The following is a 16,371-nucleotide window of genomic DNA, read 5'->3' on the forward strand; positions in this document are numbered from 1 at the left end:
GCCAATCCCGGAATTGAGGCTAAATTCGCCGTGGTTTGCACCATTTATCCATGGTGGCGAACATGGACCGGTGTCCATACTGGGGTACCGGCCTTCATACTAAGGAGACTTCACCCATGTCTGCTCTTGATCCGATCCCGTCCGCATCCATGGACATGGATCCCCAGGAAACCCGTGAATGGCTCGATGCGCTGTCTGGCGTGATCGAGACCGAAGGCCGTGCCCGCGCCCACGATCTTCTGGAAAACCTGCTCGACCACGCCCGCCAGGCCGGCATCGACATGCCGTTCTCGGCCAACACGGCCTACGTGAACACCATCGCGGTCGAGGACGAAGCCCACCACCCCGGCAACCTGGACATCGAAGAGCGCCTGCGCAGCTACATGCGCTGGAACGCCATGGCGATGGTGGTGCGGGCCAACCGCCACCACCCCGAAGACGGCGGCGACCTGGGCGGGCACATCTCGTCCTTCGCTTCGCTGGCCACGATGCTGGGCATCGGCTTCAACCATTTCTGGCATGGCGACCATGAAGGCCATGGCGGTGATCTGCTGTACATCCAGGGCCACTCGGCGCCCGGCATCTACGCCCGCGCCTACATGGAAGGCCGCATCACCGAAGAACAACTCATCAACTTCCGCCAGGAAGTCGGTGGCAAGGGCCTGTCGAGCTACCCGCATCCCAAGCTGATGCCGGAGTTCTGGCAGTTCCCGACCGTGTCGATGGGCCTGGGGCCCATCACGGCCATCTACCAGGCCCGTTTCCTGAAGTACCTGCATGCCCGTGGCATCGCCGACACCTCCAAGCGCAAGGTCTGGGTGTTCTGCGGCGACGGCGAGATGGACGAACCCGAATCGCTGGGTGCGATCGGCCTGGCCGCGCGCGAGAAGCTCGACAACCTGATCTTCGTCGTCAACTGCAACCTGCAGCGCCTGGACGGCCCGGTGCGCGGCAACGGCAAGATCGTGCAGGAGCTCGAGGGCGAGTTCCGGGGCTCCGGCTGGAACGTGATCAAGCTGCTGTGGGGCAGCTACTGGGATCCGCTGCTGGCCCGCGACAAGGACGGCATCCTGCGCAAGATCATGATGGAGATGGTTGACGGCGACTACCAGGCCTGCAAGGCCAACGATGGCGCCTTCGTGCGGCAGCACTTCTTCGGCCGCGATCCGCGCACCCTGGAGATGGTGGCCCGCCTGTCCGACGACGACATCTGGCGCCTGAACCGTGGCGGCCATGATCCGCAGAAGGTGTATGCGGCCTACGACGCGGCCGTGAACCACACGGGCCAACCCACCGTGCTGCTGATCAAGACGGTCAAGGGCTTCGGCATGGGCAAGAGCGGCGAGGGCAAGAACACCGCGCACCAGACCAAGAAGCTGACGGACGAGGACATCAAGGTGTTCCGCGACCGCTTCAACATCCCCGTGGCCGACGAAGACATCGCCAAGCTGCCCTTCATCAAGCCGGCCGAGAACACGCCGGAGATGACCTACCTGCGCGAGCGCCGCGAGGCCCTGGGCGGCTACCTGCCCAAGCGCCGCCCCAAGGCCGACGAGCAGTTCAAGGTGCCCGAGCTCGAAGCCTTCAAGACCGTGCTCGAGCCCACGGCCGAAGGCCGCGAGATATCCACCACCCAGGCCTTCGTGCGCTGCCTGACCCCGCTGCTGCGCGATGCGCAACTGGGCCCGCGCATCGTGCCCATCCTGGTCGACGAGGCCCGCACCTTCGGCATGGAAGGCCTGTTCCGCCAGATCGGCATCTACGCCCCTGAAGGCCAGAAGTACACCCCGGTCGACAAGGACCAGGTCATGTACTACCGCGAGGACAAGGCCGGCCAGATCCTGCAGGAGGGCATCAACGAGGCGGGCGGCATGAGCTCGTGGATGGCGGCGGCCACGTCGTACTCCACGAACAACCGCATCATGGTGCCGTTCTACATCTACTACTCGATGTTCGGGCTGCAACGCATTGGCGACCTGGCCTGGGCGGCCGGCGACATGCAGGCGCGCGGCTTCATGCTGGGCGGCACCTCCGGGCGCACCACGCTCAACGGCGAAGGCCTGCAGCACGAAGACGGCCACAGCCAGCTGTGGGCCGGCTCCATTCCCAACTGCCTGAGCTATGACCCCAGCTTCGCACACGAAGTGGCCGTGATCATCCAGAACGGCATGAAGCGCATGGTCGAGCAGCAGGAGAACGTGTTCTATTACCTGACGCTGCTCAACGAGAACTACGCCCAGCCCGGCCTGCGCCAGGGCACCGAGGCCGAGATCATCAAGGGCATGTACCTGCTGCAGGAGGGCGAGCTGAAGGGCGCGCCCAGCGTGAACCTGCTGGGCTCGGGCTCGATCCTGCGCGAATCGATCGCCGCACGCGACCTGCTGGCCAAGGACTGGGGCGTGAGCGCCAACGTGTGGAGCTGCCCGAGCTTCAACGAACTGGCCCGCGACGGCCAGGCCGCCGAGCGCTGGAACCTGCTGCACCCCGGCCAGACGGCGCAGGAAGCCTTCGTGACCAAGCAACTGGGCGCGCATCAGGGCCCCGTGGTGGCCTCCACCGACTACGTGAAGGCCCTTCCGGAGCAGATCCGCGCCTACATCCCCAAGGGGCGCAGCTACAAGGTGCTGGGCACCGACGGTTTTGGCCGCAGCGACTTCCGCTACCGCCTGCGTGAGCACTTCGAGATCAACCGCCACTACATCGTCGTGGCCGCGCTCAAGGCGCTGGCCGATGACGGCGTGCTGCCGATCGACAAGGCCGCGCAAGCCATCGCGAAGTACGGCATCAACGCCGACAAGATCAACCCCCTGTATGCCTGAGGCCGTCCGTCATGCCTTTGATTGAATTGACCGTGCCCGACATCGGTGACGTGACCGATGCGGCCGTGATTGAACTGCTCGTCAAACCCGGCGATACCGTCAAGCCCGAGCAAAGCCTGATCACCATCGAATCCGACAAGGCCTCGATGGAGGTGCCGTCGTCCCAGGGAGGCGTGCTCAAGGAACTGCGCGTCAAGCTGGGTGACAAGGTGAGCCAGGGCTCCGTCATCGCCGTGCTTGAATCTGGCGCCGCCGACGTGTCCGCCACCGAGGCCGCGCCTGGGGCAGTGGAGGGCGGTGTTGCAGCACCCAGCCCTGCACCGGCCGCCGCGCCTGCCGCAGCACCCGCGGCGCCGGCCGTGCCTGTGGCGGGGCCTGCGCCTGTGCCGGCTGCTGCTTCCACCTCTGCGCCGGCCGAGCGCACGCACCCAACGGCATCGCTGGCCTCCGCCGAGCCGCCAGCGCCTGAGGGAGGCGTTCCCCATGCCTCGCCGTCCGTGCGCCGCTTTGCGCGTGAACTGGGTGTGGCGCTGGACAAGGTGCCTGGCTCCGGTCCCAAGGGGCGCATCACCCATGTCGATGTCCAGAACTTCGTCAAGGGGGTGATGGCGCTTGGCGCGGCACCTGCCGCAGCAACTGCCAGCCCGGCCGGCGCTGCCGACCTGGGCGGCATGACCCTGCTGCCCTGGCCCAAGGTGGATTTCGCCAAGTACGGCCCCATCGAGCGCCAGCCACTGTCGCGCATCAAGAAGCTGTCGGGTGCCAACCTGCACCGCAACTGGGTGCGCATTCCCCACGTCACCAACAACGACGAGGCCGACATCACCGAACTGGAAGCCTTCCGCGTCAAGCTCAACGAAGAGCACGCCAAGAACGGCCCCAAGTTCACCCTGCTGGCCTTCCTGCTCAAGGCCTGTGCGGTGGCCCTCAAGCGCTTCCCGCAGTTCAACGCCTCGCTGGATGGCGATGACCTGGTGCTCAAGCAGTATGTGCACATCGGCTTCGCGGCCGATACGCCCAACGGCCTGGTCGTTCCGGTGATCCGTGATGTGGACACCAAGAGCCTGGCCCAACTGGCTGCTGAAACAGCTGCGCTGGCCGCCAAGGCACGTGACGGCAAGCTCGCACCGGGCGACATGCAGGGCGGCACCTTCTCGATCTCGTCGCTGGGCGGGTTCGGGGGCACCACCTTCACGCCCATCATCAACGCGCCCGAGGTGGCCATCCTCGGCGTGTGCCGCGCAGCCATGAAGCCGGTGTGGAATGGCTCGGGCTTCGATCCCCGACTGATCGTGCCGCTGAGCCTGAGCTATGACCACCGCGTCATCGACGGGGCCTCGGCAGCCAAGTTCAACACCTATCTGGCCAGCCTGCTGGCGGATTTCCGACGCGTGGTGGTGTAAGACATGGCCTTCATCGACATTCCCGTGCCCGATCTGGGCGACATCGCCGATGCGGCGGTGATCGAGATCCTCGTCAAGCCCGGCGACCGCATCAACGCGGAGCAGAGCCTGATCACCCTGGAGTCTGACAAGGCGTCCATGGAGGTGCCCTCGCCGAAAGGCGGCGTGGTGGGCGAGATCAGGATCAAGCTGGGCGACCGCGTGGGCCAGGGCCAGGTGATCCTGACGCTGGACGTGGAAGGGGCCGAGGCTTCTGCCACGGCGCCAGCACCGCCTGCGCCTGTGGCGGCTTCGGCCGCAACTCCCACGGCCCCGCCCGCGTCGACGGCCGCGCCCACACCGCCATCGCCCGCGCCGGCCCAGCCCAAACCGGGCCCGGCCGTCGATGCACCCGCTGAAACCGACTGCGATGTGCTGGTGCTGGGTGCCGGCCCTGGGGGTTACAGCGCTGCCTTCCGCGCGGCCGACCTGGGCCTGAAGGTGATCCTGGTGGAGCGTTATGCCGAGCTGGGCGGTGTCTGCCTGAACGTGGGATGCATCCCATCCAAGGCTCTGCTGCACGTGGCCGCCGTGATGGACGAGGTCCGCCACTTCGATGCGCTGGGCGTGAGCTATGGCGCACCGCAGCTGGACCTGGACAAACTGCGCGCCCACAAGAATGCCGTCACGGGCAAGCTCACCGGTGGCCTCAACGGCATGGCCAAGGCCCGCAAGGTGCAGGTGCTGCGCGGCTACGGCACGTTCATTGATGCGCACCATCTGCAGCTCGAAGGCACCACCGGCACCGGCCAGGACAAGAACGGCGAGACGCGCACCGTGAGCTTCAAGCGCTGCGTCATCGCGGCGGGCTCGCAGGCCGTGCACCTGCCTTTCCTGCCCGAAGATCCCCGCATCGTGGATTCCACCGGTGCGCTGGCCTTGCCGCAGGTGCCAAAGCGCATGCTGGTCATCGGCGGCGGCATCATCGGCCTGGAAATGGGCTCGGTGTATGGCGCTTTGGGCACCAGCATCGATGTGGTCGAGATGAGCGACGGCCTCATGCCCGGGGCAGACCGCGATCTGGTCCAGGTCTGGCAGAAGTTCAACGCCAAGCGCTTCGGCCGCGTCCTGCTGGGCACCAAGACGGTCGCCGCGCAAGCCACGGCCGAAGGCATCCGGGTGAGCTTCGAATCGGCCAAGGCTGGCGAAGCGGCGCCGGAGGCCGGCGTGTACGACCTGGTGCTGCAGGCCGTGGGCCGAACGCCCAACGGCAGGAAGATCGGGGCAGACAAGGTGGGCCTCACGGTGAACGAGCGCGGCTTCATCCCCGTGGACGAACAGATGCGCACCAACGTGCCCAGCCTGTTCGCCATCGGTGACATCGTGGGCCAGCCCATGCTGGCGCACAAGGCCACGCACGAGGGCCACGTGGCCGCTGAGGTGATCGCCGGCGAACTGCTGGGCGACGAGGCCCTGGCACGCTCGGCCTTCGATGCGCGCGTGATCCCCAGCGTGGCCTACACGGATCCGGAGATCGCCTGGGCCGGGCTCACGGAAGAGCAGGCCAAGGCGCAGGGCAGGGCGATCAAGAAGGGCCTGTTCCCATGGGCTGCTTCGGGCCGCGCGCTGGCCAATGGCCGGTCTGAGGGCTTCACCAAGCTGCTCTTCGATGCCGAGACCCACCGCATCGTCGGGGGCGGCATCGTGGGTACGCACGCTGGCGACCTGATCGGTGAAGTGGCCCTGGCGATCGAGATGGGCGCCGACGAAATCGACATCGGCAAGACCATCCATCCGCACCCGACCTTGACCGAAAGTGTGGGCCTGGCTGCGGAAGCGGCGCATGGCACCTGCACGGACTTGATGCCGGTGCGCAAGCGCTGACACGGCAGCGCGTCCGGATTTTCCTTGCACGATGAGCAAGGCGCCCAACGGCCAGCATCATGCTGGCCGTGTTCATTTTTGGCATGCGCAAGCGAACATGGGGGTGCAGATTCAGCGTTCAGAGGTGGCTTCATAAGCACCTCGAAGGCCACCCAATTCATGAAGACGAGGGGCATGGATGGGTAAAAAAATGCGAAGCGCGTTGCCCTCTGTGACTCGATTGCACAAAATCGAACGACGCCTGCAGCACTGGTGGCAGGCGGTGGACAACACCTCAAGACGACCCTAACAAGCAGAGCCCGTGATGGATGCCGACCGACCTTTTCATCTCTACATCGCCGACGAAGACCCGATCCTGCGGGACATGTTGTCGAACTACCTTGAGAAGCAGGGCTTCATGGTCACCTCGACGGGCTCGATCGACGATCTGCTGCACCGCACCCGGCAGCTGCGCCCCGACCTGATCGTGCTGGACGCAGGCCTGTCCGGGCTGCGTGGCGCACAAGCCTGGGAGCGTCTGCAGGCCGAGGGCTTCCGTGTGCCGGTGGTCCTGATGACCTCATCGGAGCAGAGTGCCCAGCAGTTGAAAGAAGAGACGGGGGCCGACGATTGCTTGTGCAAGCCATTCTCCGTGCGCGATTTGTTCTCATGCGTGCAGGACGTGCTTCGTCAGGCCTCGTTCGTGCCGGGCACGCCCATGGACACGCATCGCCAGGTGAGGATCGGCGACTACAACTTCGTGGTGGCCTCACGTGTTTTGCGCCGCGGCGCATCGGTTCGTGTCCTCTCGTCGGTGGAGTACGCCCTGCTGACGGAGCTCACGTCCAATCCCGGGGTGGCCATCACGCGTGAGCAGTTGCTCGCCGCTTCGCACACCCGCAAGGACGCCGTGATGCTGCGCACCATCGATGCGTCCATCATGCGTTTGCGCAAGGTGGTTGAGCCCGAGCCGGCATTCCCCCGCTACATCCAGACGGTGCGAGGCCATGGCTACATGTTCGTGCCGCAAGATCACGAGACTTGGCCTGTGGAGCATGCCCCCGCAGAACAGGCCGGGGGCGCTGCCCTGGTCAATTGATCCCCTGGGGCGCCAGCCGCCTCGCACCGCGTCTTCAGCTTCGAGCGCCTCGCCCAGCGAGGCGCTTTGCTTTTGCGCGTCCAATACCCGAATTGATTCAATCTGCCTTTCACATATTGAAGCTCAATATTGATGCGTGGAATATGGAGCGGTTTTATTTTCTGACGTCACCTTTGATGACATCGGAGCAGTCATTGTGATCCATGGTGATTGAATTCAATTGAATTTGACGAAATCTGTGCGGATGATGATATTGAATAACCATGCATGAACAGACGGAAAATACGCCCAGTTATTGAATTCAAGTCGCGATTCTGAATATCTAGTATTGGTCACCCTCAACTCATCCGATGGAGATGGCCATGAGCAGCATCAATTCAGTATCTAAAACCCATGTCAGCACAGCCCAGGCTGCATCGGGCGTTGCCAAACCATTGGGCAAGTTCGAAATCAATAGCAAGCAGTATGGCCCCACCGTCGCCACCGCCATTTCAGTGGCCGACACGGTTGGTGACGTGGCCAGCGCGGTCTACCGTTTCAGCGACAAGAGCCTGCAGGAGTTGGCCAAGCTGCCGAGCGAAGCCTATGACGTGGCCAAGGACGCCGTGAACACCGTCGGCAAGGCCGTCGATGCGGTAGAAGATGGGGTCGAGAGCGTGGCTCACGATGTGGTCTCCCTGGCCAGCAAGGGCATCAAGCAGGTCGAGAACGCCTACGAGTCCGTCGAGCAGATGGCCACGAACGTCAGCAAGACCCTCAACGCCGGTCTGACGGTGGCCAACAAGGCCACCGACGTGGTGTCTGACGCCGTGACTACCGTCGCCAAGGAGGTGGGCACAGCGGCCGCCACGGTGGCGGGCTGCGCGGCACTCGGGGTGGGCGCCGCAGCCTCCAAGTTCTCTGACCTGGTCTGATCGGGAGGGCCGAGCCATGGGCCACGCAAGCATGCTCCGTCTGAGCATCAGCCTGCTCGCCATTGCAGGCTTGGGCGGCTGCTCTATCTTCAGTTCTGCCCCACTGTGGGAGGTGGCCAAGGTGGCTGGCATGGCGGCCAGCACCAGCCTGGGTGTGAGCAAGGCCACCAACACGATCTACCAGCCCCACGAGCCGGTCAACAAGGTGTGCATTGAATTCAACCGTGATACGCAGGTATCCGATTTCATACCCGCGCTGCAAGCAGAACTCAATTCCCGCCAGGTGCAAAGCAGGGTATATGAATCCGGCGTCGTCATGGATTCTTGTACGGTTTGGCTACGCTACAGCGCCTATATGCAGTGGGCCAGGCCGCCATTATCTGAAAACTACAAATCATATATGACGGCCGCTACCCTGACATTGCAGGCGGATGACGGCCGGGTATTGGCCACTAGCAGTTATCAGACCAACGACGCGTTCAGCGTTGCGAAATGGACGTCCACCCGCGACAAGATATCCCCGGTGGTCAAGGCCTTGATGACTGGCATCGAATAGTGAACTGAAAGGAACGACCCATGAAACCGACCATCTCACGGCCTGCGGGCCCATGGATCGCCGCAAGCACCGTGCTGCTGCTGGCGGGTTGCGCAGGTGCGCCACAGAGCATCGTGCAAGCGCCCATGAGCGCGCCACCCAACATTCCGCCAGGCTATGTGGAGCGCATCAACAATGGCGCGATCTTCCAGGCGGGCATGGCCACCGGCTCTCTGTTTACCACCGACCGCCGACCACGCAACGTGGGCGACACACTGAAGATCGACATCTCCGAGACCCTGAGTGCCAACAGCACACTGGACACCAAGACCAGCCGCGAGAACGAGGTCGCATCCAACGGCCCTGGGGGCTCGGGTTCGGGCAGCAGCTTCGTCGACCGCCTGATGAACCTGAACGCCAAGGCCTCCGGCAGTGACGCCTACAAGGGCAGCGGGGTCACCAGCAACAGCAGCAAATTCGAGGCGCAACTGGCGGCCTCGGTGATCAACGTGCTGCCCAATGGCAATCTGGTGGTGGCCGGCGAGCGAAGCATCCTGCTCAACGGCAGCATGAACACGCTGAGGTTCTCCGGGGTGGTCAACCCGCGTGACATCAAATCGAACAATGTGGTCGCATCGGCAGACATCGTCGATGCAAGGTTCGAGGTGGGGGGCAAGGGCGATGTGGCCGAAAGCGTCTCACGCACCTGGCTGCAGCGCATCCTCACCAACACCCTGACGGTCTGGTGAGCCCCGCCATCCCTGCATTCTCGGGAGAATGCCATGAAGCCTTATCAACGCATGGTCCGGGCTGTGCTCGTGCCCGCCGTCTGCGCCCTGGCCACTGGCCAGCACGCCAGGGCGGTGGACCTCGACAGCGTCCGTCTTGACGATTCCGCCCGCGTCGCCGGCAAGAGCCTGGTGCTCAACGGTGCGGGCGTCAGCCGGCAACTCGTCTTTCGCATCTATGCGATCGGGCTGTACCTGATGGACCGCAAGGTGTCGGCCGAAGAGATCCTGGCCACCGACGGACCGCGCCGCATCGCCATCGCCGTGCTGCGGGACATCAGCAGTGACGATTTTCAGAACGCCGTGGCCGACCACGTCAGCCGTGGCACGCAGCAGCACGATCACGTCACGGTGCGATCACAGATGGCCGCGCTGGTCAAGGCCATCGCGCGGCGACCTGATGGGCTGCGCGAAGGCGATACCCTGACCATGGATTGGGTGCCTGAAACCGGCACGGTGGTGCAGATCAATGGCAAGCCACTGGTTGCGCCCATGCCCGGACTGGCCTTTTACAAGGCCCTGCTCAGCATCTGGCTGGGCGAAAGCCCGGCGGATCCGTCGCTCAAGCCCAAGCTGCTGGGGCGGTCGCTGAGCTGAGCGCCGTTTTGCGTGGCTCATGCGCGGGTGCGCAGCAGCCGCAGGCCGTTGGCCACCACCAGCAGGCTCGCGCCCATGTCGGCGAACACAGCCATCCACATGGTGGCACTGCCCACCAGGGCCATGACCAGGAAGACCGCCTTGATGCCCAGGGCCAGTGAGATGTTCTGCCAGAGCACCGCATAGGTCTTGCGCGACAGGCGGATGGCCGCCGGAATTCGGCGCAGGTCGTCGTTCATGATCACCATGTCCGCCGCCTCCATGGCCGTGTCGGTGCCGGCCACACCCATCGCAATGCCCAGATCGGACTGGGCCAACGCGGGTGCGTCGTTGATGCCGTCTCCGGCCATGGCCACCATGCCGTGGCGGGCCCGAAGCTGGTCCAGCGCCTTCAGCTTGTCTTCGGGCATGAGGCCCCCTTGCACCTCATCAATGCCAGCCTGCGCCGCCACCACCCGTGCCGTGGCCTGGTTGTCGCCACTGAGCATGGCGGTGTGCACGCCCAGAGCCTTCAGATCGGCCACGGCCTGCGCCGATGTGTCCTTGATCGTGTCCGCCACGGCGAACAGGCCGCGCACGCCCTGGGCGTCCATCAACAGCGTCACCGTCCGGCCCGCCTGCTCATGCCGGGACAGTTCGGCCTCCAGGGCAGGTGTGCACTGCCCGCGCCCATGCGCCAGCCGGTGGTTGCCCAGCCAGTGTGGGGTGCCGTCCAAATGGGCCATCACGCCTTGCCCTGGCAGGGCCTGCAGTTCCGCCACGATCGGCGCTGTGGCCTGGTCCTGCGCGATGCTATCCAGTGCACCGGCAATGGCCCGCGACACCGGGTGGTCGGAGCGTCGGGCCAGTGCCAAGGCGCGCCGTGCCACCGAGCCATCGTGGTCCAGGGCCCCTTGCTGGCCGTGCCAGGCAGACCAATCGACCAGCCGGGGCTTGCCCTGGGTCACCGTGCCAGTCTTGTCCAAGGCCACCACGCGGATGCGGCGTGCGTTCTCCAGGTGCACGCCTCCCTTGATCAGCACCCCTTGTCGCGCGGCATTGGCCAGTGCACTGACCACGGTCACGGGGGTGGAGATCACCAGGGCACACGGGCAGGCGATCACCAGCAACACCAGAGCCTTGTAGATGGCCTCCAGCGCGGTCCAGCCGCCCAGCCAGGGCCCGAGCACCGCCACGGTAAGCGCGATGAAGAACACCGCCGGTGTGTAGACACTCGCGAACTGGTCCACGAAACGCTGCGTGGGTGCGCCCGAGGCCTGGGCCTGCTCCACGGCTTCGATGATGCGGGCCAGGGTCGTGTCCTGCGCCAGGGCCGTCACACGCAGGGTGAGCTCGCCCGTCTGGTTGACCGTGCCGGCGAACACGGTGTCGCCGGCCTGCTTGTCCACCGGCAGGCTTTCGCCTGTCACGGGCGATTGGTCCACGGCGCTGCGCCCCTCGGTCACGATGCCATCCAACGGCAGGCGCTCGCCGGGCTTCACGCGCACCACGGCCTGCAAGGGCACGTCGCTGGCCGGTTGCACTGACCAGGCGCCATCGGGCTGGTGCACCAAAGCTTGCGCGGGGGCCAAGGCCAGCAGTCCCTGGATGGCGTTGCGTGCGCGGTCCACCGAGCGTGCCTCGATCAGCTCGGCGATGGCGTACAGGGCCATCACCATGGCCGCCTCCGGCCAGTGGCCGATGGCGAAAGCGCCGGTCACTGCCACGGTCATCAGAGCGTTGATGTTGAGCTTGCCGTGGCGCAGGGCCTGCAAGCCCTTGGTATAGGTCTCTATGCCAGACAGGGCGATGGCCAGGGCCGCAACGCCCAGGCCCAAGCCCTTGAACAGGGTGGTGTCAGGCGCGAAATAGCCGATGCTTTCCGCGACGAAGGCCAGCACCAGGGCCAGCACCAGGCGGCCCAGGCCCCAGCCCTGCAGCGGGGTGTGTGCATGAAGACTGTCGCCATGGGCCGGAGAGTCCCCGTGGTCGTGGTCGTGGTCGTGGTCGTGAGAATGTGGGGACGGTTTCGGCGCACAGGTTTCATGCCCCGAGCAACAGCTTTCCGCTTGCTGGCTCGCAGGCGCGGTGTGGGCCTTGGGGTTGGCCTGCACAGGCCGAGGTTCAAATCCCGCCTTGCGGATGACATCCAGCGCCTGAGCAAGCGTGTCGTCCGGTGCCGCAATGCCCAGTGTGCGTGCCCGCAACTGGAACCGAAGGGACTGGATGCCCGGCACCTCTTCCAGGGCGCGCCGGATTTCGCCTTCCTCCACCGGGCAGTCCATGGTGGGGATGTGAAATGTTCGCAGCGCGGCGCGAGAAGGCAGGGTGGTATCGGTCATGCGTCTATTGAAAACCCTGTAGCAGGTGTAGAGTCAAGCCATGAAAATCGGAGAACTTTCCGCTGCCACCGGCACCCCGGTGGAAACCATCCGCTTCTATGAGCGGGAAGGCCTGCTGCCCGTGCCGCGGCGCAGCAGCGGCAATTACCGCATCTATGGTGATGACCACGTGGCCCGGCTGGCTTTCATCCGCCATTGCAGGTCGCTGGACATGGCCCTGGACGAAGTGCGGGTGCTGCTGCGCTTCAAGGATGCCCCGCAAAGCGATTGCGGCGAAGTCAATCGCGTTCTCGACGAGCACATCGGGCATGTGGCCCATCGCATCCGCGAACTGAAAGCCCTGGAAAAACAGCTCAAGGGCTTGAGGGCACAATGCCACGCCTCGCAAGAGGCCGGTGCCTGCGGCATCCTGGAGGGCTTGAGTCAGGCCGCCACGCAGACGCTGGAAGCCGTGCCGCCGCGCCCCGCGGCAGGCCATCACATCGGACGCACCCACGGACGCCATTGAGGACATCGTTTTGATCACCGGGAATCCCGGCCCGCAAGGGGCCGATGGCCAGGCCATGCAGGCCGCCGAACGCCAGCAGGCCGCCCACCGCAGCACGTGGGTCAGCGTGCTCGTCAATGTCTTGCTCACGATCGTACAGGTGCTGACAGGCCTGTGGGCTGGCTCGCAGGCCTTGGTGGCCGATGGCCTGCACTCGCTGTCGGATCTGCTGTCGGATTTCGTCGTGCTGCTGGCCAACCGGCACAGCCATAAGGATGCCGATGCCGACCACCAGTATGGGCATCGACGCTTTGAGACCGCAGCGTCGCTCGCACTGGGCTTGCTGCTCACCATTGTGGGCGGCGCGCTGCTATGGCAGGCTGTGCTGAAGGTGAGCGAGGCCGAACTGGCTGCCCCGGTGCACGTGGCTGCCCTGGTTGTGGCGGTGATCACGCTGCTCAGCAAGGAGGCGCTGTTCCGCTACATGCTGGCCGTGGCGCAGCGCGTGCGCTCCAGCATGCTGGTGGCCAACGCCTGGCATGCTCGCTCTGACGCGGCCTCTTCCCTGGTGGTGGCGCTGGGCATCGCCGGCAACCTGGCAGGGCTGCCATTCCTCGATCCGGTGGCAGCCCTCATCGTTGGCCTGATGGTCGGGCGTGTGGGGTTGCGCTTCGGGTGGGACGCGCTCAATGACCTGATGGACCGGGCTGCTTCCGAAGAGCAGATCGCCGAGATACGCCGCGTGCTTGAGGACACGCCCGGAGTTCTGGGCGTCCACGGCCTGCGCACCCGCAAGATGGGCGACATGATCCTGGTCGATGCACACCTGGATGTGGATGAGCGACTCACCGTACGGCAAGGACATGAGATCGCCGTGCTGGCCCGCGAGCGCGTGACCCAGGATCTGCCAGTGCTGGACCTGATGACCCACCTGGATCCGGTGCCGGTGGCAACCAGGCCGCAGGACGGTTTGACCTGAGCCTCAGCCGGGCATCTCTCGGTAGGTCTGCACGCGATTGCGGCCAGCGCGCTTGGCCTCGTACAGCGCCTGGTCAGCGCAGGACACCAACTTGTCGGAAGAGGTGATGTCGCCGAAGGGCGCCAGTGTGGCCGTGCCGACGCTGGCGGTGACCACCGCACTGGTGGTCGAGCCCTCATGCCGCAGGCCCAGCGACTCGATCGCCGCGCGGACTCTTTCAGCGGCCGCCACGGCCGCCGCCTGGTCTGCCAGCTGCATGACGATCACGAACTCCTCCCCGCCGAAGCGGGCCACCAGATCGCTCGGGTGGCGCAGCCCTTCCTGCAGGGCCCTGGCGACCTGACGCAGGCATTCGTCGCCGGCGGGGTGGCCATAACGATCGTTGTAGGCCTTGAAATGATCCACATCCAGCATCAGCAGTGACAGCGGCGCGCCGTCGGCCCGGGCGCGCTCGAAGGCCAGTCCCAGTTGCCCCTGGAAATGCCGCCGGTTGGCCACGCCGGTCAGCACATCCGAACGAGACAGGGCCTGCAAGCGAGCGTTCACCGCGCTGAGTTCATCAACCATCTGTTCGTCACGGCGTGCCAGGAGGTAGCGGCGGCGTGTGGCCTTCTCCATCAGGTAGTTGGCGACCAGGGTGAAGGCCGTGGCCACGCACAGCATCAGCATCGTGCCCGTGCGCACCCCTGGCGGGAAACTCTCTGCGATCAGCATCCCTGCGCCATGCAGAGCCAGCACCAGCACTGAGAACGCCACCGCGAAAGGAAATCGCAGCTGCTGCACGAGGTTGCCGTAGATGATGATCACCAGAAAGCCGGCGTGGTAGTAGTGCGCCCATGGGCTGTGGCTTTGCAGCAGGATGGCTGCCAGCGACAAGGCGGCAAGCCACCCGCTGATCATGCTCATCCAGTCGGCCATGTTCACCCAGCCTTTGTCGCGCGACAGCTTGGCCAACTGACGTCCTGCCAGCAAAGTGAGCACTCCAGCTGGCGTGAACAGCCCGACCCGGATCAGGACGCTGTTCCAAAACACATCGCGGACCATCAGCCAATCCACCAGCAGGAAGCTGTTGAACACCAGCAGTGCAAACCAGCCCGCGTGCTGCGTGTGCAGCACACGAGCCTCGATGGCATCGTGCAGATAGCGTTGCTCCAGCCCGTCGGGCAGGCTCAATCGCCAAAACGAGGATTTCAGTCCTCGCTCGATCAGGCCGCGGACGTCCGCCACTGCGGATGAGCGATCCGAGGGCGAGGGATTTGCCAGGCTCAGCATGAAGCCTCGCCGCTCAGCGCATGTTCGGCCGCTGGCCACACTCGGTTGCGGCCCCGGTTCTTCGCTTGATAAAGTGCCTCGTCTGCCGCGGAGATCAGCCGTTCGACGCTGGCATGTCGCGCGGCAGGCCGCACCGTGGCCACGCCGATGCTCACCGTGACCTGGCCATGGGTGGCCGAACCTTCATGTGGCAAGTGCAGGGCTGCCACGGCATCCTTCACACGCTCGGCCGCGGCGAGCACCTGGGCATGTGGGGCCCGGTTGAGCACCGCGATGAATTCTTCCCCACCATAACGGGCCACAAGATCGCCAGGGCGACGCAGGCAACGCTGCACCGCGTCAGCCACTTTCACCAAGCAGGCGTCTCCGGCGGGATGGCCGTAGTGATCGTTGTAGGCCTTGAAATGATCGACGTCGATCATGATGATGGAGAGTTCCTGCCCGTGTACGAGGCTCGCCCGCTCCCACAGGTGCGCCAGGAATTCGTCGAAATGGCGACGGTTGGCCACCTGAGTGAGCCCGTCGTACCTGGCCACCCGCTCCAGCGCGTTGTTTGCCTGGCTCAACTCGCGCTGCAGCAACCGTTGCCGCAAGGCCATCAGGTAGTTGTGACGCTCTTCATATTCCAGTGTGTAAAGGTTGTACAGCGTGAACAGGCTGGTGGAGAGCAACACCAGTCCCACCGAGATGGACAGTTCAGGAGAGTGGCTGGGAACCCACCAGAACGAGGCGACGTAGAACAGCAGCACCGACACGGTCGAGGGCAGAGCCAGCCAGAACCGGCAACGCACGAACACGTTGTTGTAGAGGATGACCATGGCCAAACCCGTGAGGTAGGCGGCACTGTGCGGGCTCTGGCTGATGGCAGACAGGTAAACGTGCATTGCACAGGCCATCAGGCCGGCCGAGATCGCCATCAGCTCACGCAAGAACAGGTTGGGCAACCTGCTCATCACCCACATGCCGACCACGCAAATCGGCGTCAGCACCCACGTGCGGAGCAGCACCGCCCGGTCGAAGACGTCAGGCAGCATCGCCTTGTCCGAGATGAGGAAGAGATTCATCACGAACGCCACCAGGGTGCCGGCGATCAGCAGGGTGTGCAGACGGCTGCTGGCCGTGTCAGCCAGAAACCGGGCTTCAAGTGCCTTCGGAAAGCGCAGCCAGGCGAACCCGTCGGTCAGAGTCGCATCGACGAGCACACTCAAATCCTGGTCAGGAAATGCATTGGGCAGCGCCTCCGTTTCCACGACGGCTGCAGAAATAGACTTCATGGCGTCAAGCATGGGCTGTCGTGGTCAGCTACCGTTGGGCT

At 64.8% G+C, this 16,371-nt stretch carries 13 protein-coding genes; 10 read left to right on the forward strand and 3 right to left on the reverse strand.

What is annotated here, in order from left to right:
- Window positions 1–116: 116 nt before the first annotated feature.
- The 8 genes from aceE (at window position 117) to EIP75_RS04610 (ending at window position 9,997) form a co-directional block, all read left to right on the forward strand.
- Window positions 117–2,819: a pyruvate dehydrogenase (acetyl-transferring), homodimeric type gene (aceE, locus tag EIP75_RS04575; RefSeq protein ID WP_125242055.1), complete on the forward strand. Its 2,703-nt coding sequence runs from the start codon at window positions 117–119 to the stop codon at window positions 2,817–2,819.
- An 11-nt stretch (window positions 2,820–2,830) separates the two neighbouring features.
- Window positions 2,831–4,222: a dihydrolipoyllysine-residue acetyltransferase gene (gene aceF / locus EIP75_RS04580; RefSeq protein WP_125242056.1), complete on the forward strand. Its 1,392-nt coding sequence runs from the start codon at window positions 2,831–2,833 to the stop codon at window positions 4,220–4,222.
- Between the two features lie 3 nt (window positions 4,223–4,225).
- On the forward strand, window positions 4,226–6,085 hold the full coding sequence (gene lpdA, locus EIP75_RS04585) for a dihydrolipoyl dehydrogenase (RefSeq protein WP_125242057.1): 1,860 nt from the start codon (window positions 4,226–4,228) through the stop codon (window positions 6,083–6,085).
- A gap of 304 nt (window positions 6,086–6,389) precedes the next feature.
- A complete protein-coding gene (locus EIP75_RS04590) occupies window positions 6,390–7,163 on the forward strand; it encodes a response regulator (RefSeq protein WP_125242058.1) in 774 nt (257 codons plus the stop codon).
- A gap of 362 nt (window positions 7,164–7,525) precedes the next feature.
- On the forward strand, window positions 7,526–8,077 hold the full coding sequence (locus EIP75_RS04595) for a hypothetical protein (RefSeq protein ID WP_125242059.1): 552 nt from the start codon (window positions 7,526–7,528) through the stop codon (window positions 8,075–8,077).
- A gap of 16 nt (window positions 8,078–8,093) precedes the next feature.
- Window positions 8,094–8,633, forward strand: coding sequence for a cell division protein FtsI (locus EIP75_RS04600; protein WP_125242060.1), 540 nt, complete (start codon window positions 8,094–8,096; stop codon window positions 8,631–8,633).
- Window positions 8,634–8,653: 20 nt separating this feature from the next.
- The gene (locus EIP75_RS04605) at window positions 8,654–9,361 is read left to right on the forward strand and encodes a flagellar basal body L-ring protein FlgH (RefSeq protein ID WP_125242061.1); all 708 of its coding nucleotides are present in this window, start codon (window positions 8,654–8,656) and stop codon (window positions 9,359–9,361) included.
- 33 nt (window positions 9,362–9,394) lie between these two features.
- Complete coding sequence (locus tag EIP75_RS04610; protein WP_125242062.1) at window positions 9,395–9,997, forward strand: chalcone isomerase family protein; 603 nt, start codon at window positions 9,395–9,397, stop codon at window positions 9,995–9,997.
- Between the two features lie 17 nt (window positions 9,998–10,014).
- Here EIP75_RS04610 and EIP75_RS04615 read toward each other — a convergent pair whose 3' ends face one another.
- Window positions 10,015–12,318 (reverse strand): heavy metal translocating P-type ATPase, encoded by a 2,304-nt coding sequence (locus EIP75_RS04615; protein ID WP_125242063.1) that lies wholly within the window; start codon window positions 12,316–12,318, stop codon window positions 10,015–10,017.
- Between the two features lie 40 nt (window positions 12,319–12,358).
- On the opposite strand from EIP75_RS04615, the gene cadR reads away from it, so the two are divergent.
- Together cadR and EIP75_RS04625 are read left to right on the forward strand one after the other, a co-directional pair.
- Window positions 12,359–12,826, forward strand: coding sequence for a Cd(II)/Pb(II)-responsive transcriptional regulator (gene cadR / locus EIP75_RS04620; RefSeq protein ID WP_125242064.1), 468 nt, complete (start codon window positions 12,359–12,361; stop codon window positions 12,824–12,826).
- Window positions 12,827–12,881: 55 nt separating this feature from the next.
- Window positions 12,882–13,784 carry a cation diffusion facilitator family transporter gene (locus EIP75_RS04625; RefSeq protein WP_125242241.1) on the forward strand — a complete coding sequence of 301 codons (903 nt, stop codon included), beginning with the start codon at window positions 12,882–12,884 and terminating at the stop codon, window positions 13,782–13,784.
- Window positions 13,785–13,787: 3 nt separating this feature from the next.
- On the opposite strand, the gene EIP75_RS04630 is transcribed toward EIP75_RS04625, so the two are convergent.
- Window positions 13,788–15,056, reverse strand: coding sequence for a GGDEF domain-containing protein (locus tag EIP75_RS04630; RefSeq protein WP_125242065.1), 1,269 nt, complete (start codon window positions 15,054–15,056; stop codon window positions 13,788–13,790).
- Window positions 15,050–16,342: a GGDEF domain-containing protein gene (locus EIP75_RS04635; protein ID WP_125242066.1), complete on the reverse strand. Its 1,293-nt coding sequence runs from the start codon at window positions 16,340–16,342 to the stop codon at window positions 15,050–15,052. The genes EIP75_RS04630 and EIP75_RS04635 overlap by 7 nt, the downstream gene beginning before the upstream one ends.
- Between the last annotated feature and the right edge of the window lie 29 nt (window positions 16,343–16,371).

Origin of the sequence: Aquabacterium soli (assembly GCF_003933735.1) — a bacterium.
Taxonomy (GTDB): domain Bacteria; phylum Pseudomonadota; class Gammaproteobacteria; order Burkholderiales; family Burkholderiaceae_C; genus Aquabacterium; species Aquabacterium soli.